Raw genomic sequence first — 21,719 nt, 5'->3', positions numbered from 1 at the left:
TTTATATGAATAAAATGCCTACATGGGGAGTGGTGATATTGATTGAAACCTGTGTAGCTAATTCAGAAAAAAAAGTACTTCACTCCTTTCAGCGTAATCTCGAAATTACAACAGCCATCCTATTATTAACTGGACAAATTACAATCATTGGCGTTTTTGTAAGGTCAGGAAGGTTTGGTCTCTCTTTAGGTGGGCCTCTTTTTGGGGGCCATCGTATCGAAGGGAGGGACCACTCGCAAGTGGGAAATCTTTTTATCGATATATTGGACATCATTATAGCTATATTATTAATCAATGATGCCATACATGTGACAGGAATATTTATTTCGTCTGGTGATTTTTCAATTAATGTTTCCGGTCCTATTTTTGGTTACCCTGAAGTTGTTCCGGCATTGCCAATTGAAGATTATAATTTTTTTAATACGATTGTAAAGAAGCATTATAATGTTCCATCAGAGTTATTAACTACATTAAAAGGGAATGAGTAAAAATGTCACTAACAGATATTCCTACAATTAAAAGTTCGAGAAACAATGCTTTTCTAATAGCCATTCCCATTATCATCTTCATATTTTTCTTCACTCAGCAAAAGTCCACAGATGTCTAAAAACTTTGATACTTTTAGAGTAATAAAGGTTTTTATCATTTTAGAGGTGAGGCCTTTTTATAGCTTCACCTTTTTTTGTTGTGCTTTTTGATGTTATATAGGGTAGAGATGGAAGCAAATAAATTTCGGACAAAGAATTGAAGGAGTCCATATCCACGATAAATCCATTTTGAATAAACTTTGGATAAAAACCTAAAAACACAAGCATTAAATAGCAAACTAACATAGAAATGAGAGAGGGAATTTGATAGTAATTCCATATAAACTCTCTATTAGTTTTATTTATAAATCGTCTATTCCCGAAGAAATCCCCTTTCTAGCCAGGAACTATGACCTGGCTGAATGCAAAAAGGTTCCAAAATACTTTATTCAGGAGGTAGATAAAAGTGGAAAAGAAAAAAATGATATTAAATGGAAAGATCGTATCTTATATCGAGAAAGGCAATGTTAATGATCCCCCAGTTCTTTTATTGCATGGGGTACCTGAGTCCAGCCTTTTGTGGAAGGAAATGATTCCATGCATTGTGTCTTGTGGATTTAGAACCATTGCACCTGATCTCCCAGGATTCGGCCAAAGTGAACAGTTTGATGAATCCTCAACATGGGAAAGATATGAACAGTTTGTATCGGATTTTACAAGGGAACTAAAACTAGATAAATTCCACCTTATTGTACATGACTGGGGCGGACTTATTGGACTGAAATGGGCATGTGATCATCCAGAGAGAATACTAAGTCTCTTTGTTTCAAATACAACCATATCAGTAGATTATAAGTGGCACTCACTTGCTCAGATTTGGAGAACACCAAATGTCGGAGAGAAAATAATGAAACGCATGTCAGATGATCCCCAAGCTCAAACTGAATTGAAGAAAACGATTCCGAACATAGTTGACGAAATTCTGGAAGATTTCTTTCATGTCTTTAGAACACCCGAATCTTGTAAAGTCATCTTAGATCTATACCGTTCAGGAAATATAGAAAAGGTAAAATCGTACAATCAAAAACTAAATCAGATCAAAATACCTGTCACAATAATTTGGGGAGAGATGGATCCTTATATACCGTTTGAATTCGCCTACAAGCTCCAGAAAGAAGGTTTCCCACATGCACAGGTTCACATCATTCAAAATGCCGGGCATTTTATCCAAATCGAAGTGCCTGATAAAGTGAATTCTTATATAAAACAGCATTTTAAAAACGTGTAAACCTTTTATATAATATAGAGAGGGGGAGAAGCGGATGAAACGTCAGCATTCCCCTTTTCGAACGTAACAATACTTTATGGATAATCTTATTGTATTATTTGCATTTATATCACTAAATGGAGCACAGATGATGATTGAACAATATAATGGCTTTTGGCAAACTGGTAAACTTAATTATCCATATGGAAGGGGAATTAAGTTCCAAATTGAAGTAGAAAATATAGAGGGGCTTGTACATAGAATAAAGAAACATAATATTATACTGTTTAAATAAGTTATGATAAACACCTATAGTGAATTTACACAAAAAGAATTTTTAGTTCAAGACCCAGATGGTTATTTGTTGAGATTTTCACAAAAATATTAGGGTATAATTGTTATTTTTTATTCTTATCCAAAGCAGTAAACCGGAACAAAAGATGGAACTTTTACAAATGTATACTAACTGACGATGGGTAGCTTTTTTATGCAACAATAGTGGCAGTTTAGTGTGAAAATAAGTAGCGAGTTTAGTAATCTAAAAAGTTAAGGAGGCGAACATTTTGACATCCATAGAAATGGCACAATTAATTGATTTGGATGATATAGTGAAGATTGATGAAGAAGTAATCGGTAACAAAAGCAGATGTAAATACATTAGGAAAGCCATTGAGGAAGAGAGATGTATAGTTTCCATTAATAAGAATCTTATGGTTGGTTTTTTAATATTTGATACTCATTTCTTTGATTGTAGCTTCATTTCACTAATAATTGTTAAACCAACTGAAAGACGAAAAGGACACGCTACATCGCTTATTGAGTATTTTATAAATAATTCTCCAACAAAGAAAATTTTCTCTTCAACCAATAAATCAAATGAAAGAATGCAAGAAGTTTTTATAGCAAATGGATTCATACAAAGTGGATTTATTGAAAATTTAGATGAAGGAGACCCTGAGATAATTTACTTTATAGCTAAGTAAGTTCTTGCTAACGTGGGACCAGATTGTAAAGAAATGTACCTTAATAAACGGGGGCGTTTGTTAAAGGGCTCATACATATTATATATGCCTAATATGTATGAGCCCTTATTTTATCTATAATATTTAAATTTTAGTCTTGATAACTTCAAATCCCTAAAGTAGTGAGTCTTTCACATTAACGCTGCGAGAAGTTAAGTATGACCAATGCTAATATGTTGAGAGATAATAATAGAAAAAGGCTTTTTGCATTATCAGGAGCTGATTTGCAGCTCTTTTTCTATTGCAACTATGGGGTAGAATGGTTTAAGAAAATTATTATACATAAATTATATAATTTGAGGAGAGAACAGATGAAGACTAATAATCTTGATTATATTGAATTTTGGAGACAATCCATGGTAGATCATTATGGTAAAGTCCCGAATCGACTTAAAGATGATGCAGCAGAAGAAGCTTTTTGGTCATCCATGGTTGAAAGGAAAAAACAACATAAAGCGGACCCTTATACTAAACAAGTGAACCAAGAGTTACTGCCATTATTAAATCGGGAAGACCATGTATTGGAAATCGGGCCTGGCTGGGGCAATTACACCTTTGATATTGCAAAAGAGGTCAGGAAGCTAACTTGTATTGATAGTTCTAAAAGCATTATCAGTTTTTTGGCATCTCAGGCGAATGAAAAAGGTACCGAGAACATGGATTTGATTCATGATAAGTGGGAAAGTGGGACGAAAAGGGATAAATATGATGTAGTATTTGGTTTTAATTGTTATTACCGTATGATCGATATCGGTCACACCTTATTAAAAATGAATGAGTCAGCAACCCGTTTAGTGATAGTCGGTATGACGACAGGACCAGAAAAACCTCATTATATGGAATTGGAGAAACGAGGATATACAATCAATTTAAGAAAACGGGATTACATACACATTTTGAATGTATTGTATCAACTAGGAATACTGGCGGACTGTAAGATCGTGAAATTGAAAAGTAAAAAAATCTATTCCACATATGAAGAAATGATTCGTGATAATACGACAAAAATTCTCGATGAACAATTTTCCTATGATGAAGTAAAAACAATCCTTAATAAATATGTTGTGGAAAAAGAAGGCGTTTTTGAATACGAATATCCGTTTCATGCAGCTTTGATGTATTGGAATCCTAAGGAAATTTGAGTAATCCAGTATCATTGTTTTTTTCTCTTTTTGGGGACCTTCAGGAAAAAAGGTATTTTTTTGTTAATATGCGCAAAATATACTGAACATGCCCCAAAAAAAACCAAAGAAATTCGGAGAGTGATTGATAAATGAAAGAAATATCCGAAAAGAGATTTTGTGAAACATGTAAAAAGGAGACAGTGCACACAGTAAGGGAAGATGCATTAGAAATAGAATATTCATGTAATGAATGCAATCGGCACCAGGAGATTTACAAAACATTTTTTTAATAATATTCAATTAATTTGAAGGGAGTTTGAATCATTCTGATCCAATTGGTGAAAGTTTTAAAATTATGAAGGACCCAGGAAAACAATTCCAGCCACGTTTTGGCTTTTGAAAAAAGATGGTATCACAAATGGCGCAGGACTTATTCCAGATAGGTTCTAAGACTTTGGAAACAAATTAAGAGGCATTCATTCCATACTACCGATATAAACGAAAAGTTTAGTTTATACAGGGAATCGTTGTAGAGCACAAGGTTTCAGCGATTGATGGGAAAAGCGGGATAACATCCAAAGAAAAGGAATGGCGTTTCTTTGGATGGGATCACTTTATCATGCGAATTAAGCTTTGTGTATGTTTTATCTAAGGACCCATTTAGACAATCATTTAAAAGCTGAACATAGGTAAATTTCTAAAATTCATTCCAACGGCATGCAATGTGTGATATATTGCATACTACATATTGGTATTTTGAGGAGGAAATAGCCGTTGGTACATTCAGATTCAACTCAAAAAATTAAACGTACTTCTGTACGTGAAGAGGCATACATAATCTTGCGGGATTGGATTGTCCAGGGAACACTTACGCCAGGTCAACAATTACGTGACAAAGAATTAGCCGAACAATTAGGAGTAAGCCGTACTCCTATAAGAGAAGCACTATTAAGGCTCGAGGATGAGGGGTTTGTGGAGACCAAGCCGAGCCGTTCAACTATTGTTTCCCCTATTCGGTTCGATGGAGTATTAAATATATATTCTATTGTTTGGACACTGGAAAAGTTAGCTATGGAACAGGCTTTTGATATCTTAGAAGAAAAACACTTAAATGAGATGGAAGTCATCAATCAGGAAGTGAAAAAAGCAATTGTCGAAGGAAATCAATTAGCTGCCGTCCAGAAGGATAATGACTTTCACTCCATTTACATCAATCTTCCAGTAAATGATGAATTGAAGCGGATTTTATCTGGACTAAAACAAAAACTTATACGAATAGAACTGTATTATTTCAATCAGGTAATTGGTGTACATCTTTCCGGTAATGAGCATGATCGGATCATACAGGCATTAAGACAAAGAAATCTCACGATGGCCCTTGAAATGATAGAAAAGAATTGGAAAGAAAGTTATTTTAGGATTCAAGCCCATATGGATCGTGTAAAAGGTGGGGAAGAAAAAAATGAGTAATGATACTTTAGTCGATGTATCACCTTCAAGAAATAAAGGGATCGCTCTAGTACTTACCGGCGCTGCATTTTGGGGAGTATCAGGAACGGCAGCCCAATATCTATTTCAACGGCAAGGTTTCAGTCCTGAGTGGCTCACGGTGGTACGCTTATTGCTTTCAGGCGTAATCTTATTGGGGATTGCTTTTAAAAATGAAAGAAAACAGGTTTTTGGCATTTGGAAAACTAAAAAAGATGCGCTTCAAATTATCCTTTTTGCCATTCTGGGAATGCTCGCCGTTCAATACACATATTTTGCAGCAATTGAACATGGCAACGCAGCCACTGCCACTGTCCTTCAATACTTAGCGCCGGCCCTGATCACTTGTTATTTAGCCATTCGTTCCAAACGTTTTCCGACCATTACTGTGAGTGTAGCTGTGATCATAGCGATTTTAGGCACTTTTTTGCTTGTAACGGGGGGAAGCATACGTACACTTTCCATATCCGGGTGGGCAGTATTTTGGGGAGTAACATCAGCCTTTGCATTGGCTTTTTATACTTTGCAGCCTTATGAACTCCTTTCAAGATGGGGTTCAATGATTGTTGTGGGATGGGGCATGTTGATTGGAGGCATTTGTTTTAGTATGGTCCATCCGCCTTGGGCATTTGAAGGCAATTGGACTTTACCTTCTTTTTCAGCGGTTTTGTTCATCATCATTTTCGGTACGATCATTGCCTTTTATTTTTATTTGGAAAGTACGAAATACATCACAGCTTCGGAGGTAAGTTTATTTGCTTCGGTTGAGCCATTATCCGCAACCTTTATATCCGTTATCTGGCTGAATGTAACATTCGGTTTTGCCGAGTGGCTTGGCACACTTTGCATTATAAGCACCATTACGATTTTATCGATGGCAAAAAGCAAGTAGTTCCAATTATCAACAACTGGAGTATAAATAAAATTAAACAATAAAACTAATAAACTACCATGTAAATAATAAAGTCGTTAAAAAAACATAATGCTTGTTTAAAAATCGGGGCTTTTTGGTTTTATGCCTTCTTTTCCATATCATGTATAATAAACCATGGAATATTTTTATACACATGCAGTATGGAGGAAGAAAAATGAAGATAATAGAGCTACCTATCGAATTTGAATTTAATAAACAACAAAATCACATTTATCCTAACTTAATTATATTGAATAATGAACTGACTTTGGTCGATACAGGGTATTCAAATTCCTTACCTTTAATTGAAAATGAAATTTTAAAAAATGGATATGAAGTGAAGAATTTAAAGAATATAATCATTACTCACTATGATGGTGATCATATAGGCTCCCTATATGATTTCAAAGAAAAGTATCCTTGGATTAACATTATAGCTAGTGAAAGTGAATCAAAATACATTAGTGGTGAAATGAAGTCAGAGAGATTGGTTCAAGCCGAAGAAATGCTAGAAAACATGCCAAATAAAGAAAGCGAATTTGGTAAATGGTTTATACAGCAATTAAAGAATTTGAAGCATGTTTCGATTGATGAAAAGGTAAATGATGGTGATATGATTTTAGATAATAAATGTAGAGTAGTAGCAACACCAGGGCATACATCAGGGCATATTTCATTGTATTTTCCAAGTTTAAAAAGTGTAATTACAGGTGATGCAGCTGTTAATGAAGGTCAAGAATTGATCATTGCTAATCAAAACTTTTGTTTAAATGTCGAGAAAGCCCAACAATCTTTGAGAAAGGTTATAAATCTTAAAGCTGAAACTTACTATTGTTATCATGGAGGGAAATTTACTTTATAAATTTGGGAGTTAATGTCGATTTGAAGCAAAGTTTAACCGTTTATTAAAAGATGGACCAGTATTATTTGCACTCCAATTTTTCATTATTAACAATCAGGAAAGTTGAAGTAGGGGCCAAAAAAAAGCGATATTTATCTAACATAAAAAGCGGGCGACAAAATAATATTAACAGTTCATTTAAAGGGTGCGATTCTTGAATAAAGTTATTTTCTCAATGAACGGGTGCAATAGTTGCCATGGTTTTTGATGATTACCAAAACAGAAGACCAGTCTGATGAACCGGACTGGTTTTTTTATATCAATACTTTATTTATATGGAGTATCTTTTGAATAGGCTTTGTTAAACATTATTGTAGATTTTTAAATAGAATATACCACTAATTGTGGTCTTCATTGGGACTTAGGATTTACTCATACTTGACTACTGTATTTTAGGATATCTTCCAGATTGACAGTCCAACCCCTTACATATTGCCTCTAAAGTCGAACATCTAATAGCTTTTGCCTTTCCATATTTCAATATAGAAAGATTAGCCATTGTTATTCCAACCCTCTTCAAAACTTCTGTCACTTTTTTGTACTTCTAAACCAAACCCTTTATTTGATTAGCAGCTTCTTTATTTTTGTTAAAAACTTTATGAAAACTAAAAATGAATTTTTTCGTTCATTTAACCAAAACATAAAATATTATTTAAATACTGCTGATTATAAATGATCAGAAATGATTGTTTGAAATCACCTAAAAGGTGGAGTGAAAAAAGTGGAAAATCATATTACTTACCTTCTAGAACATTATGGGTACTTCGGAATAATATTTGCTTTAATCGGAGGTATTGTAGGACTTCCTATACCCGACGAGGTGCTTCTTACATATATTGGTTACACTGTGTATCAGGGTAAATTATCTTACTTAATTTCGATAGTAAGTGCCTTTGTAGGAGCAACAGGGGGGATTTCGCTTAGCTACTTCATTGGTAATAAATTTGGGTTGCCTTTGTTAGAAAAGTTTGGACCAAAAATTCACATTACCGAACAAAAAATTAATGCAACCAAGAAATTATTCAAGAAATTCGGACCCTATTTTTTATTTTTTGGTTATTTTATTCCTGGGGTACGGCACCTTACAGCGTATATAGCGGCTGTCAATCGCTTCCCATTTAGAAAATTTGTTATTTACGCCTATACTGGTGCATTAATTTGGTGTTTTACTTTTATCACTCTAGGAAGAATATTAGGGGAAAATTGGACCAATGTTGAAAAATATTTGTCAACATACAGGATTTATTTAATTACAAGTTTATTGGTCCTTTCAATATTAAGTTATTTTTTATGGAAGAGAAGAAATCGATAATGAAGGGGTATTTCATAAAAGTCGCTTCTTTAAAAGAATAAAATTCCAGAAACCGTTAAAAAATTCAACTTGTTTTTTATTACGAATCTTAAGGCAAGTGTGTTACTTGCTGGCTTCTGTATTTACCAGGATAGTTTTTCCTCTAATATTTATGAATAGCGGAAGAATATATAGAAAATGCTACATAAATGCGGAGATTGTTCGACGTCAGGGGGGACTTCCTTGTTCAATCAGATAGTTAAAGCTGTACCCAATTTATTTACGATTGGAAATTTATTGTGCGGTGTACTCTCAATTACTTATATGATGAGTGGCTTTTTGCAAATAGCCGCCGTTTTGATTTTCTTTTCGGCTTTTTTAGATCTTCTTGATGGAAGGATTGCAAGAAAATTAAAAGTGAACAGTGAATTTGGCGTGGAATTGGATTCCTTGGCTGATATTATTAGTTTCGGAGTTGCTCCCGCACTTCTATTTCATTCGATAGCAGCACCATCAATTTTAACGTCTTTGGCATTTATCCTTTTCCCAACTATGGGAGCATTAAGATTAGCTAAGTTTAGTGTTAATCCAACCATTGGGTATTTTAAAGGATTGCCTATTCCAGCAGCTGGATTACCATTGGCTGGCATGGGATTCTTTTTATATAGCAATGCGTGGATTACCTTAATACTCGCGTTCTTAATGGTAAGTCCAATTAGGGTAAAAAAACTATAATTTCGTTATCCTTTGTAAAAAAGCTAGTAACCTTTTTAGAAAAGGGTACAGCTTTTTTATTTTATCCATAACCTTTTTGATCCCCTAAAACAAGATTAGGATTTCATTGACATAGAAAATGATTTCATTATTTGTAATCTAAAGTTGAAGAAGAAATTCACACTAAAGTTTCTTTTAATAAAAGATGGAGGCATTTATATGTCATACTTAATAACTGTATATGAACAGCACAGTTATCTGATATTATTCATTGGGATTTTTCTAGAACTCATGGCTCTACCAATTTCAGGTGAATTTTTAATGAGCTACGCTGGGTATTTTGTTTTTCAGGGAACAATGAATTACCCTTTGGCACTCCTGACTGTCTTTGTTGCAGGAGGTGGGGGAATAACTGCAACCTATTGGATTGGTAGGGCAGGTGGGTATAAACTAATCGAGAAATATGGAAGGTATATCCATATGGGACCGGAAAGATATAAAAAAACCTCCGCTTGGTTTGAGCGTTCAGGCAGAAAATTATTGGTCTTTGCTTATTTCATTCCAGGAATTAGACATTTCAGTGGTTACATTTCAGGGATTTCTAGGATGCCGTTTCGAAAATTTATTATTCCAGCTTATATAGGTTCATTTTTATGGGGATTTTGTTTTATAACTCTAGGAAAAGTATTGGGACCTCGCTGGGAGGCCTTCCATCATTCAGCAAGTAAATATTTCATTATTTTTATTATTATTTTCGGGGTATTGTTAGTTGGGTATTTCACTTATCGGTTTTATAAAGTTCAAATTAAAAACTTATTTATTCATGTAATTAAATGGTTAACAAATCGACTAAAAACCATAAGAAAAACAGAGATCTTTCTTATTTTTCTCACTTTAGTTTTAATCGGTATGGTGACCTTGATGCTTGGGATGGCTCAAGACTATTTATATAATGAGTTTACTCAGTTTAATGAAATTGCTGTATATATAGTGGATTCTTCAATATATATGAGTTGGATGAAAGGGTTGTTAGTATTTCAATCCCCTTATGTTCTTGGAGTAATTATTGGTGTAACGGTCATCCGCATTTGGAGGAAGAGAAGGAATAGGCTGCTTGAGTATCTTTTACTTATCGTTTCGATTTTAGGAGCTAGGCTGTTTCATGAATCAATTATGCAGATTTTTTCCTATCTCCAATCAATACGGTTCGTGGGGAAGTATCATTCCTCAAATTTTCCTGATTTAAATGCCACTATTACAATAATCATTTATGGAACATGCTTATTTTTACTTATTCGTCATTCGAAAAAAAAATATGCTTCCATATTCGTTCCATTAATTGGGTTATTATTATTAGTGTGGTTAACAATTGCAAATATTGCATCGACCGAATTACTTCCAAGTGATATTTTGGGTGGATATGTATATGGCGGTGTCTGGATATCATTTATCTTCTTGTTGTTTGAAATGTTAAGACTTGTAATAGAAAAGTATTGAATTGAAAATACATATTCCTGTATTCGAGGCTGAAATTCAGTTTGAGGGTAATAAAGTCATAGTAGAACATAACGTTAAATCAGGAATAGAAACCTCATTGTAATCTGGAATCGACTTGATTTTATTGGGTGTTATGTTGCCTGGATTAAATGGAATGTAGGTACTAATGAAAGCGGGTAGACCAGCCCCTTTCTAAATTCTCTTTAAATATTTTGTGCAATCCACGATGATTTAAAGGCTTAGTTTTTTGATATAAAAGTTCGGTTTACTATTATGTTTGTTACTCAATAAGAATTTCTTAATAGTCTTGAAATACCGTTAAGGAATTGGGATTAAGGGAGAGGGGTGTTTTTTTCCCTTTTCCTCGAACTAAATGTATTTCCCCCATGTTAAATCCACTAATTCATTGGGATCACGGATCATGTCTAATGGGTAAATAATTTATGCTTCTGTAAGGGCTATATTAAGATGAATTTTATCTGCTTTAAGTGCTTGAATACCTGCTGCGAAGTCAGACTTCATCATGTAATATATAGGCCTTTTAAGCCCTCTGTGACTGGATATGGTTTTGGGAGTTTAATCTATACAGTTCTTCTTCATTCCAGTTTCTATTCACTGACTATCCCTCTTAGTTGTTAATAGTATAATTTCCTACATAGAGATTTTAGAGATACAGCAAGATATCAAAAAAATCGGCGTGAAACCATTTTAGCTTTTAATTTGCTCAATGCTATTCTGCAAAGATTGAATCATGGCATCTTGTGTAGTTTCTAAGTTGTTATTCAGATTAGGGATATCAAAAAGTACTTATTCGACCATCAACATTAATATGATTGAGCCTTTTTAAGCCTTTATAGCTGATTCCACCAAACCCAGTGTTTAGAACATAAATTAACAGGGAGGAGTTAATTTGAAGAATTTCCAAATATTCAAAGGTATTCAAATGATTATGTCCTGAAATAATAAGAAAAATTGCAGGAGAAACCAAATGAAAAACAATAAATTGTATCAAGTAATTATCGCTATTTTTATAATTGTCTTAATGGTCGATCACTCGGTCTATGCAATCGAATGGGAAGATGAAGAAGTACCAATAAGCTTTAAAATTGAGATGTTACCTTGGGAAATTGTAAACAACATTATTCCTAATAAAACAAATTTTACCATTATTGATATTGAAACTGGTTTATCATTTAAGGTACAACGAAGAGCAGGTAGCCATCATGCCGATGTACAGCCACTAACCAAAGAAGATACTCAAATCATGAAGAAAATTTATAATAATAAATGGAGTTGGAATAGAAGAGCCATTATTGTATTAATCAATAATCAAATGATTGCTGCATCTATGCACGGAATGCCACATGGTGCTGGTGCTCTACAAAATGGTTTTTCAGGTCATTTCTGTGTTCATTTCTCTGGAAGCATTACGCATCGTTTGAAAAACGAAGATCTTTCTCATAAATTAATGGTATTGAAAGCGGCTGGTAAGCTTGATGATTATCTACAAACGGTAAGTCCCTATGAACTTATACGTATTTTTACCATTGCCATTAATCAAGAAAATCAGAAATTATTAGCAATGACCTTATCAAATCCGAGTCATCCTAATCGTGTCAATAAACTTGTTAAAGATATTACATATTTTGGAGTAGTTGACCCTTTAAGACAACCGCCTGAACAACTAAATGGGCTTTTTCTCGTGGATGTACCCGTTCAAGCAGCTATTTATAAGAAGAGAGAAGGCAAAGAAATAAAGGTTATGCATTTTATGATCAGAAGGGAAAGTTTGACTGATCGTTGGTATATTGATCAAGATTTGCTCTATGAAGACTTAAAATAGGATTTGTGAAGTAAGGTGCAGTAATATAATGGGGGTGCATTCAATTGAGATTAACATGGATTGCCGGAATTTTACTATTCGTTCAACAAGTGAATATTTCTGAAAGCTTATCGGTAACCCATGAAGGACGAACGATTGCCAGTGTCAACCATTCTGATATTACTATGCCCTTACTAGATGTTCCTATAATGGACGTGGATAAATACAATCAATTTGTCAAAAAAATAGACCAACAAGTGTACCAAAAACCTGTAAATGCCACAATAGACAAACAAGGTAATATTCTTCCTGGGCGGGTAGGTTATAAGCTATACCATCAAGCATTTAATGAGCAATTTTATTCCTTTTTGTACAGAAGTAGAGCATATAAACTAGAAGTACCTTTGCTTGCTATTCATCCAAAAGTTGACAGCGAATTACTTGCGGAGATTCGTGAAAAAAAGATAGGTGAATATAGAACCTATTTTAATGTGAACAACAAAAATCGTTCAAATAATATCTCACTTGCTACAGAAGCCATTAATAATTATGTCGTGTTTCCAGGAGAGGTGTTTTCTTTTAACCAAGCCGTTGGCAAGAGATCAGAAGATAAAGGATATTTGCTCGCTCGAGTTATCGTTAAAGGAGAGTTTTCTGAAGGGATTGGTGGAGGGATCTGTCAGGTGTCATCCACCCTATTTAATGCTATCGACAATGCAGGGTTGCAAACAACTCAACGCTATTCCCATACTAGGAGCGTTCCGTATGTTCCATCTGGCCGCGATGCTACAGTAAGCTGGTATGGTCCTGATTTTAGTTTTAAAAACAAGTACAATCAACCTATTCTAATCCAAGCTACAACGCAAGGAGGAATGGTAAGTATCATGATTTACTCTTCAGAAATGATTAATTATAAGACACGAAAAGTTCCCGCAGCTTCAAATCAACTATCAAAAGAACAAATTTACCGTTCGTAAAAATACACTTTTACGAACGGGTTACTTTTTTATAAAATTCCCTATATTTAAAGTCCTTATTATGTAAACAATTTTCACGAATTTGTTTACATAATAGTGAGTAGCATAGAAGAAACTCGTAAAAAAACAGCCTTTGCTTATGGAATCAAGGGCTTTTTAAGGGATAAGGGGGAAACAGCTTTTTCTTAATGCAACGCAACTATCGTGGCAGTGTAGTGTATGTTTAATTTTATATATCACAAGAAATATCAAAAGAAAGAAATTGATACCTCTATAAGTATTAGGCGCTATATTCTTCTTAGAAGATTGTATCCACGGAAGATTAGCAAATAACAGGAAGATAATTGACGTTGCCTTTGATAACGATTATTCTTCGCAAGAAGCAGATATCAGAGCCTTTAACAAGACCGGGGAATGGTTTAGAATGAATGTTTCTAGAAAAGTACGCCTTAATGATGAAGAGAAAACCGGTAAGCGGGTAAGCCAGCACGTTCTAGAATCTCCTTAAATAATTTGCAATCCACGAAGATTTAAAGGCTTATTTTTTTGAAAGGTTCTTTTCGTAAACATTGTTGTTTTTAAAACGAAACTATTTAAGGCTGATTGGAGCGGAAGTGCGAGACTCCTGCGGGTGCAGCGGGACAGGTGAGACCCCACAGGCGTTTACGCCGAGGAGGCTCACCGCCCGCCCCGCGGAAAGCGAGCATCTGGAGGGGAAATCACCACAACTCACTACCTGGTAAATAGAACTAAGTATGTGAAAACAGCCTTTTGAAAAGATCGGTTCACTGTAATGTTTTTGCTGCTCCAAAAGGGTTTCTTGATAATCTTGAAATAACGGTAAGACAATAGGATGAAGGGGGAGGAGGCTCCCTTTGATTTTCTAAATTAACTTGCTCCCATATTAAATATTAAATATTAAATCCACTAATTCCTGACGTCTCATTCCTGTTGTTGCGTGTAGTTTAAACATTAATTCCTTCCTAATTCTTGCGGTCGCGAATCATGTTCTAGATAGGTAAATAATTTGTGAAGCTCCTGTAAGGTCATATATTTAGGTAATTTCTTATCTGCTTTAGGTACTTGAATACCTGCTGTGAAGTCAGACTTCATGTAATTTTCTTTTAAACAATATTCACTAAATGATTTTAAGCACGAAATGCGGCGTTGTAGCGTTCTTGGCTTAATACCATGATTAATGACCTGATCTTGCACAAAACGCCGCACACTGGACGATGTGAGATCATCTAAGTCCAATGATCGGTTGTTAGCAGTTAAAAACTCACCTTAGAGCTTCAAATCGAATGCGCAACTAGTTAATGTGTTCAAGGAGTAATTTTTCTCAACTTCTAAGTACATGAGATAATCATCCGAAGCTTGAACGTAATTCAAAATTATCAGACCTACTGGGAATTATTCAGTCCAACCCAAGGAAGTATGTTCGAAACCATTAATTATGAGACCTAGCCGACTTATAGAAAGATCCCCGAGTGTTATTAGAAGTAGCATTGAATATTATAGTCAACTTGAACCAAGTTAGGGGACAGGAATGAATCTTATGGGAACTTGAAGCTGTGACCACTTGGTACTTTTATGTTTGTTTCTAGTTTACATAATATATATTATAGGAAGTTGTATTTTAATTATTATTTGTATCTCATATCTTAAGAATACTTAACTTAGTGAGACGAAACAAATTTCATCTTATTCTAATTACGAATTAAATTTAGCAAAAAAATTTAAATGACTGTCGTTATCTTATCTAATTTAAAAAGATTTTTAATCTTTATTAAAAATTGACGGTTTATAATGAATTAAATTAATTATATTCAATGTCTTTTAATTGGCTATTTTTTAGTTGTTCCTTATAATTTTCTGTTAATTGATATATTATAATGTAATTTTTTCGCGAAGAATTATTTAATACATACAAGTCAATTCACTCTCTGGATATCTAAATGCTTCGTTATAGAAATTACATCTATTTTATGCTGTCCCTTTGTGTAGAAAACGGAAACGCCTTCTCTTTCTCCCTTTTTCAATCCATTCGCTTTAAGGACTTATTCATAACCATATGGTATGCCGTTTTTTTCCGACGACCTTGACCACTCATAAATTTTTCCCGTGTTCATTTTCCAGTACAGGGAACTCATATAAACCTTCTGTAGTTTCGTATAGTGATAAATTAATGAAATTATAAATTATTCCCCCACCTATCAAAAGCGCAGCTATAGCTAGTGTCCAACCAATCTTTTCCTTCATTTTGCTTATCCTTTTCTTTCATAGACCCTTTTTTAAGCCGAGAAATACGATTCAATATCTACATATTCTATGCAAACGGTACATTTCCTATATAACCATCCTGCCGCTCCTCGTTTTATTATATTGATATATAAATATAATGGAGAAATGAGAAAAATCACGGGGTTACATTCTGATTAAATTATACAAATATAATTTAATTTTACGACAAATCTCTCCAATGTACCGCTTTCCTACCAAAAATAATCATAAGGTCGTCTATAGCCACATGATTCCCTCCAGTCGTTAAAATATAAGAATTAGCCATTAAATATCGAATCCGTTCTGTTATTAATAAGATTACATACAGCTTTAATTCCATACTTACTCAAATGGAATTTATATCGTGTATTTCCGTTACGATTAATTTCATTTTTTTATTTAGGATAAAGTTCAGCAGCTTAAAGAGCATAGTAAGATTAATATGACAGTCTTGATCCATTAACTTAACAAGTTCTAGCACATTTATCTTGGCAAAATGATAATTGGCAGCTATTTTAAACTGTGCACCATTTATTTTTAAGTGAGTGATTATATATTACAATTGGTCTTTACTTGCCTAGATATTTGCTTGCATACATCGGATTAATACATAGCTAGCTCAGTTACATAACTAGGACCTCCTTATTTAAGTAAATAGCAAGGTTATTGGCATAATATATTCCCTTTTATTTATGGACCAGTAAAGTTACTGAGAAGCTTTTAAATTGAATTTGCACGACATTTAATGCTTTTTAGGAGTCTCCATATAAATGTTATGTTTTACATTAAGGTAGTGAAGATTGTTGGTAGATCCTTCACATTCATTACATCAATTACGTAGCTGTATGTCGTTAGAAGCCTAAGAACAATCTACATCAGAAAAAAATGGAACATGGAATCACTTGTCATCTCATGTTCCATTTTGAAATATGGGAAATTCATGTTCAAATGGATTTGATCCGGCTTTGGATGAATTCAAACGAGATTGTTGCTTCTTGGACGATTTGTTTTAAAAATTCTTTGACGGCCATTCCTTTTTTTATCAGTCCCACTTTCAAGTTTGTCCTCTACTTTACTGACGGTATTTAATGCTATACGCTAAGGACTGCCTATGTTCCGTTGAATGACAACCGTATCCATTTCATTGACTGGTACCATCCAGTTCTTCACGTTGCCATAAAGCGAGTTCCTCCCATGACAATACCTTCAGCCCCGAGTGATAAGGCACTAATAAGGCCTCTGCCATTCGAAAATCCCCCGCCTGCTATTACAGGTGTCAATGGCTCAAGGGAGCATGACAGGGTGTCCATCTGTTTCATTCCCGACAATAATACTGGAAACGACCCCCAACTTCTCTGCCGGCATTGCTTTTTTTGACACTCTTATGTATCAAGGTAAAGCCGTGCTCATTGAGTTTGGGCATTAAACTCTCTTGACTTCTTCAACCGTTTCGATAATTTTCAAATCTTCATCTATTAAAATATTAAAGAATAATTCAGTCATTCTCGTTTAATTGACCCCTTTCAATTTTCACGGATTTACTTAATCCTTTCTTACATAATGTACATTGCCCTGTCTATAAACCATACTTATGGAGCCGCTTGTAAAATGTACTTCTTGGTATATCCATAAACTTTGCTGCAGCGGTGACATTTCCTCTTGATCTTTGTAATGCCTCTAACATTAGATCCCGTTGGATTTTTTCACGGATCGTCAGTTCATTCCCCTTGATGCATTTTTTACCGCCTTCCTTCAATGAAGGGATATCATCATGCCGGGCAATGGGCAGTGAATGCATGGAATTCAACACTTGAATATAATCCAGAGGTCCTTCCGCGAGTAAGATGGTCAATCGCTGGAGTACATTTTGTAGCTCCCTTATATTGCCTGGCCAATTGTAATCCTTTAATCGCTTCAATAACTCTTCCGTTAATGGAATATGCCAATCATTCTTTAAACACAAGTAGTTGACTAGATAAGGAATGTCTTCGATTCTTTCCCTTAAGGAGGGGACATGAATGGGGTAAACGTTCAATCGATAATATAAATCTTGACGAAAGGACCCATCATTGACAAGCTCTTCAAGATTACGGTGTGTTGCAGTGATAATGCGAATATCCAATGGTATGCTTTTGGTACCACCGATCGGAACGATTTTTCTTTCCTGAAGTAAACGCAGTAAGGCAACTTGCATAGCTAGTGGGATTTCCCCAATTTCATCAAGAAAAATGGTCCCTCCGTTCGCCTGCTCGAACTTCCCTTTGTGCCCTTGCCGTTTAGCCCCTGTAAATGCACCATCAACATAACCGAATAGTTCACTCTCCATTAAATCTTTAGGGATGGCTCCGCAATTTATAGTGATGAACGGTCCATTTTTTCGAGAGCCATTTTCATGGATAGCCATGGCAATAAGCTCTTTTCCGACCCCAGTTTCACCAAATATGCACACATTAGCTTCTGTCGGTGCAACAAGCTTCATTTTCTGCAATGTGTTTTGAAAGGATTCGCTAATCCCGCTTTCTCCCTTGAAGTCAAACACTTCAGATGGCATTGAAGCAGGAAAAAGCCTATTGGTTTTATGACCATGATTTTCAGATAAGAATAAACACTTACCGGAAATCCTATTATCTTCTTTAGATAGAAGCAGGTTTTCCTTAACGATTCGATAGCCATGATTTAATAGATCGGCCAATGCCATGCCGATGGATTGAGGGATTTTTTTGCGAACCAGTTTGCTGGCGGATACGATCATTTCTTTATGATTACAAACGATAAAGAAACGATCTGGATAGGTTTCTGCAAGTTCTATCGAGTGCTTGATCAGTTCCAGCTCCTTTTTATAGGAACGCACTCCCATTTCCTGTTCGATCGTATACGCTAAATTGGCTACCATCCCCAGCATGGAAGGATGGGAATATTCTACTGGACACGATATATCCAAAACGCCTAATATCTTCCCGTCTTCATTTAAAATGGGCATAGCAGAGCAACTCCATTTATGCGAAGCAATGGAATAGTGTTCAGTACCTTGGATCATGACGGCTTCACCCGTTTTCAAAGCTGTTCCAATTGCGTTCGTTCCGACCTCACCCTCCGTCCAGCGTACACCCTCCACAAAATTTATTTTACCTGCCTCATTGAGGATTTTCTCGTTTCCGGAAAGTGATAGGACATATCCATCGGGATCGACTAATAAAGCCATCATTCCCGATTCTTTTATAGATTGATTCATCCTTGATAATTGGGGTGATGCCAATTCTAATAGGAATGAGTTTTTTTCCTTTTGAATGTCCAATAATTCACTTGTCAATATGTGCTTGCCTTTATTAAGGTACGGGTTGACTTGATCTTTTTTGCAACGATGCCAAGATTCCATTATTCGCTTGTTCAGACGATTTGAATCTAGAACACCTTCACTGATAAAGCGTTCCCATGTACGTAGATAACAACTAGTGGACAGCATATAATCCTCCTCTAATCATTTGGTTTGAACCTTCAAAAATGAAAATACACTTAGTAAATCTAGCGGAAAAATACCATGGAGTTATAAATAAGGATGTTAATCGAGGTCCATTTAATTATAGTAGATTATGTATCCGCTTACAATATATTGATTGAGTTTACTAAAAAAGCTTCATGTGATTATTCACATGAAGCTTCTCTATCGATCCTTATATTTGCTAGCTTATGAAAAAAGGACACCCCCATCAATCATGATGGATTGACCTGTCATATAATCAGAATCAGGTGAAGCAAGATATGATACGAACTTGGCAACATCTTCTGGGGTTTCGGAGCGTCCTAAGGTTATGGAATCAGTAAACTTTTTGAATGTTTCCCCTTTTTCAAGATTCATATAATGCCCCATTTTTTCATCGATTAAATCCCACATTTGCGTCCCGACAATTCCTGGACAGTATGCATTCACCGTGATGCCAAACTGGGCCAATTCCTGTGCTGCCGCTTGTGTAAGGCCTCTCACGGCAAATTTTGTGGCTGAGTATGTACCAAGCAAGCTAAAGCCTTTAAAACTGGCAATGCTGGCAGCACTAATAATTTTCCCGCCTTCTTGCTTTTTCATTTGTTCAGCAGCGGCTTGCAGGCAATAAAGGACACCATTGACATTTATCTTGAAAATCTGTTCAAGGTCTTCTTGAGTTACTTCCAATAACGGCTTTATTTGAGCAATTCCTGCATTTGAAACCATTACATCCAGTTGTCCAAAACGTTCCACCACTTGATCAACCATTTCGAATACTTCCCGTCTATTGCTTACATCTGCTTTAATGGCAAGGCTTTCACGTCCAAGTTCCCTAATCTCATTTACGACCGATTTTGCCGTTTCCAGATTGACGTCGTTAATCACCACATTCAATCCATCTTGAGCTAATCTTAAAGCAATTGCACGTCCGATACCACGTCCTGCACCAGTGACTACCGCCGTCCGATGACTGCTAGCCATACAAAATCCCCCTTATGTTACATGAATAGTTTTAAGAATGTACTGCTTGACCTACAACATTTAAAAGAGCTTCATGGATGGATTCCGACAAGGTTGGATGCGCCGCCACTAAATCTTCCATCATTTCTGCCGTTATTTCCGCATGCAGCATGATTGTTCCTTGACCGATCAATTCCGTTGCATGTTGACCAACGATGGTAAAGCCTAAAATCTCATTATATTGCGGGTTTACAAGGACTTTGACCTTTCCTGCCGGTTTATTGGAAATGGCGGCTTTCCCATTTGCTGAAAAAGCAAACTCCCCAACATTAATCCCTCCATATTTTTTACGCGCTTCTCTTTCCGTCAAGCCTACACTGGCAATCTCCGGGGAGGTGTAAATGCAGCGAGGGATTGCCCGGTAATTAACTTGTGTAAATTGACCACAGGCGTTCAGAGCCGCCACCCGCCCTTCATGAAAAGCAACATGGGCAAGTTGTATGCCCCCGATCACATCACCACAGGCATAAATTGATGGATTGCTTGTTTGCATTCGATCATTCACCGAGATGCCAATTCGGGAAAAATCAATACCGTTTCCCTCTAGGTTCATCCCGTGCACTCTTGGTTTTCTCCCTATTGATACGAGTACGTAATCAGCATGAAAATCTTCCAATTCCCCATTGCTTTTCTCCAAAAACACCGTCTTACTAGTTGAATTGATATTTTTTACAGATGTGGAGGTATGGACTGTCACGCCTTGGCTTTTCAATTCTTTATGCAAGATGCTCGAGATATCATCATCTTCCTCTGGAAGCAGCTTTTCCCCCATCTCGATAACGGTTACCTTGGTGCCCATCCTACTATAAATACTGGCAAATTCACATCCGATGACTCCGCCTCCGATAATTAGTAACGAAGCGGGAATAGCAGGAAGTGACATGGCTTGACCACTGTGGATGATCCATTCTCCATCAAACGGCGCAAAAGGTAATGGAATCGGTTCAGACCCAGTTGAAATGATGACCTTACTAGCTTCAATCTCTTCATTCTTATTTCCGTTCTCGATCCTCAGTCGATGGCTCGAAAGGATTGACGCTCTTCCCTGAATGACTTTTATTTTATTCTTTTTCATTAAATATTGAATGCCATTCACCAGTTTAGATACGACATCTTTTTTACGTTTCTGAACGGTTTCCCAATCGACTTCAATCGAATTGGGGGAGAGCCGAATTCCCATTTGGCCAGCATTTTTCACCAATTCATACGTATCGGCACTTTCCAATAGTGACTTCGTTGGCATGCACCCTTCGTTTAAACAGGTTCCACCTAATGGCCCGTCGACTACCAATATGACCTCCTTATCCTGCTGGGCAGCAGTGATTGCCGCTACATACCCAGCCGGACCTCCGCCTATAATGGCTATACGATTCAAGCGCTTTCCCTCCATTT

Annotated in this window: 20 protein-coding genes and 2 pseudogenes; 15 read left to right on the top strand and 7 right to left on the bottom strand. The window is 35.8% G+C overall.

Translation table 11 applies throughout. The features are described 5' to 3' along the window. Positions 1-5 precede the first annotated feature (5 nt). The 8 genes from AC1DVK_RS16455 to AC1DVK_RS16420 all read left to right on the top strand — a co-directional run bounded on the left by AC1DVK_RS16455 (position 6) and on the right by AC1DVK_RS16420 (position 7,203). On the top strand, positions 6-488 hold the full coding sequence (locus AC1DVK_RS16455; RefSeq protein WP_477626937.1) for a hypothetical protein: 483 nt from the start codon (positions 6-8) through the stop codon (positions 486-488). A gap of 505 nt (positions 489-993) precedes the next feature. Then, the gene (locus AC1DVK_RS16450; protein ID WP_477626936.1) at positions 994-1,815 is read left to right on the top strand and encodes an alpha/beta fold hydrolase; all 822 of its coding nucleotides are present in this window, start codon (positions 994-996) and stop codon (positions 1,813-1,815) included. Between the two features lie 76 nt (positions 1,816-1,891). Continuing rightward, entirely contained in the window at positions 1,892-2,089 is a 198-nt protein-coding gene (locus AC1DVK_RS16445; protein ID WP_477626935.1) for a VOC family protein, read from the top strand. 283 nt (positions 2,090-2,372) lie between these two features. After that, a complete protein-coding gene (locus AC1DVK_RS16440; RefSeq protein ID WP_477626943.1) occupies positions 2,373-2,777 on the top strand; it encodes a GNAT family N-acetyltransferase in 405 nt (134 codons plus the stop codon). Between the two features lie 350 nt (positions 2,778-3,127). Then, entirely contained in the window at positions 3,128-3,958 is an 831-nt protein-coding gene (locus tag AC1DVK_RS16435) for a methyltransferase domain-containing protein (protein ID WP_477626934.1), read from the top strand. 756 nt (positions 3,959-4,714) lie between these two features. Then, positions 4,715-5,410 carry a GntR family transcriptional regulator gene (locus AC1DVK_RS16430; RefSeq protein ID WP_477626933.1) on the top strand — a complete coding sequence of 232 codons (696 nt, stop codon included), beginning with the start codon at positions 4,715-4,717 and terminating at the stop codon, positions 5,408-5,410. Next, positions 5,403-6,320, top strand: a complete 918-nt coding sequence (locus tag AC1DVK_RS16425; RefSeq protein WP_477626932.1) for a DMT family transporter — start codon at positions 5,403-5,405, stop codon at positions 6,318-6,320. Before AC1DVK_RS16430 ends, AC1DVK_RS16425 begins: the two co-directional genes overlap by 8 nt. A gap of 196 nt (positions 6,321-6,516) precedes the next feature. Continuing rightward, positions 6,517-7,203, top strand: coding sequence for an MBL fold metallo-hydrolase (locus AC1DVK_RS16420; protein ID WP_477626931.1), 687 nt, complete (start codon positions 6,517-6,519; stop codon positions 7,201-7,203). 411 nt (positions 7,204-7,614) lie between these two features. Here AC1DVK_RS16420 and AC1DVK_RS16415 read toward each other — a convergent pair. Further along, positions 7,615-7,774 (bottom strand): annotated as a pseudogene (locus AC1DVK_RS16415) (helix-turn-helix domain-containing protein). Positions 7,775-7,963: 189 nt separating this feature from the next. Between AC1DVK_RS16415 and AC1DVK_RS16410 the strand changes: the two are divergent. The 7 genes and pseudogenes from AC1DVK_RS16410 (at position 7,964) to AC1DVK_RS16380 (ending at position 14,286) form a co-directional block, all read left to right on the top strand. Then, on the top strand, positions 7,964-8,554 hold the full coding sequence (locus AC1DVK_RS16410) for a DedA family protein (protein WP_410861138.1): 591 nt from the start codon (positions 7,964-7,966) through the stop codon (positions 8,552-8,554). 222 nt (positions 8,555-8,776) lie between these two features. Further along, a complete protein-coding gene (gene pssA, locus AC1DVK_RS16405; RefSeq protein WP_410861103.1) occupies positions 8,777-9,268 on the top strand; it encodes a CDP-diacylglycerol--serine O-phosphatidyltransferase in 492 nt (163 codons plus the stop codon). Between the two features lie 198 nt (positions 9,269-9,466). Then, the gene (locus AC1DVK_RS16400; RefSeq protein ID WP_410861102.1) at positions 9,467-10,744 is read left to right on the top strand and encodes a VTT domain-containing protein; all 1,278 of its coding nucleotides are present in this window, start codon (positions 9,467-9,469) and stop codon (positions 10,742-10,744) included. 988 nt (positions 10,745-11,732) lie between these two features. Next, complete coding sequence (locus AC1DVK_RS16395) at positions 11,733-12,587, top strand: hypothetical protein (protein WP_089362227.1); 855 nt, start codon at positions 11,733-11,735, stop codon at positions 12,585-12,587. Positions 12,588-12,631: 44 nt separating this feature from the next. After that, positions 12,632-13,543, top strand: a complete 912-nt coding sequence (locus AC1DVK_RS16390) for a VanW family protein (RefSeq protein WP_286140773.1) — start codon at positions 12,632-12,634, stop codon at positions 13,541-13,543. A 267-nt stretch (positions 13,544-13,810) separates the two neighbouring features. Continuing rightward, positions 13,811-13,997 (top strand): annotated as a pseudogene (locus AC1DVK_RS16385) (AraC family transcriptional regulator); the annotation flags it as partial. 118 nt (positions 13,998-14,115) lie between these two features. Beyond that, entirely contained in the window at positions 14,116-14,286 is a 171-nt protein-coding gene (locus AC1DVK_RS16380) for a hypothetical protein (protein WP_477626930.1), read from the top strand. A gap of 229 nt (positions 14,287-14,515) precedes the next feature. Here the strand turns inward: AC1DVK_RS16380 and AC1DVK_RS16375 are convergent, their stop codons facing one another. From AC1DVK_RS16375 to lpdA, 6 genes are all read right to left on the bottom strand, one after another. After that, positions 14,516-14,800: a hypothetical protein gene (locus tag AC1DVK_RS16375; RefSeq protein WP_477626929.1), complete on the bottom strand. Its 285-nt coding sequence runs from the start codon at positions 14,798-14,800 to the stop codon at positions 14,516-14,518. Positions 14,801-15,652: 852 nt separating this feature from the next. Continuing rightward, on the bottom strand, positions 15,653-15,805 hold the full coding sequence (locus AC1DVK_RS16370) for a hypothetical protein (RefSeq protein WP_477626928.1): 153 nt from the start codon (positions 15,803-15,805) through the stop codon (positions 15,653-15,655). A 1,187-nt stretch (positions 15,806-16,992) separates the two neighbouring features. Then, positions 16,993-17,145 carry a nitronate monooxygenase gene (locus AC1DVK_RS16365; RefSeq protein WP_176431863.1) on the bottom strand — a complete coding sequence of 51 codons (153 nt, stop codon included), beginning with the start codon at positions 17,143-17,145 and terminating at the stop codon, positions 16,993-16,995. Between the two features lie 257 nt (positions 17,146-17,402). Next, on the bottom strand, positions 17,403-19,289 hold the full coding sequence (locus AC1DVK_RS16360) for a sigma-54-dependent Fis family transcriptional regulator (RefSeq protein WP_477626927.1): 1,887 nt from the start codon (positions 19,287-19,289) through the stop codon (positions 17,403-17,405). Between the two features lie 222 nt (positions 19,290-19,511). Next, complete coding sequence (locus AC1DVK_RS16355; protein ID WP_477626926.1) at positions 19,512-20,288, bottom strand: acetoin reductase; 777 nt, start codon at positions 20,286-20,288, stop codon at positions 19,512-19,514. Between the two features lie 31 nt (positions 20,289-20,319). Next, the gene (gene lpdA, locus AC1DVK_RS16350; protein ID WP_477626925.1) at positions 20,320-21,702 is read right to left on the bottom strand and encodes a dihydrolipoyl dehydrogenase; all 1,383 of its coding nucleotides are present in this window, start codon (positions 21,700-21,702) and stop codon (positions 20,320-20,322) included. Positions 21,703-21,719 lie beyond the last annotated feature (17 nt).

This window comes from Peribacillus sp. P4_B1, assembly GCF_056402395.1.
This window is presented reverse-complemented; position numbering and strand designations above follow the sequence as displayed.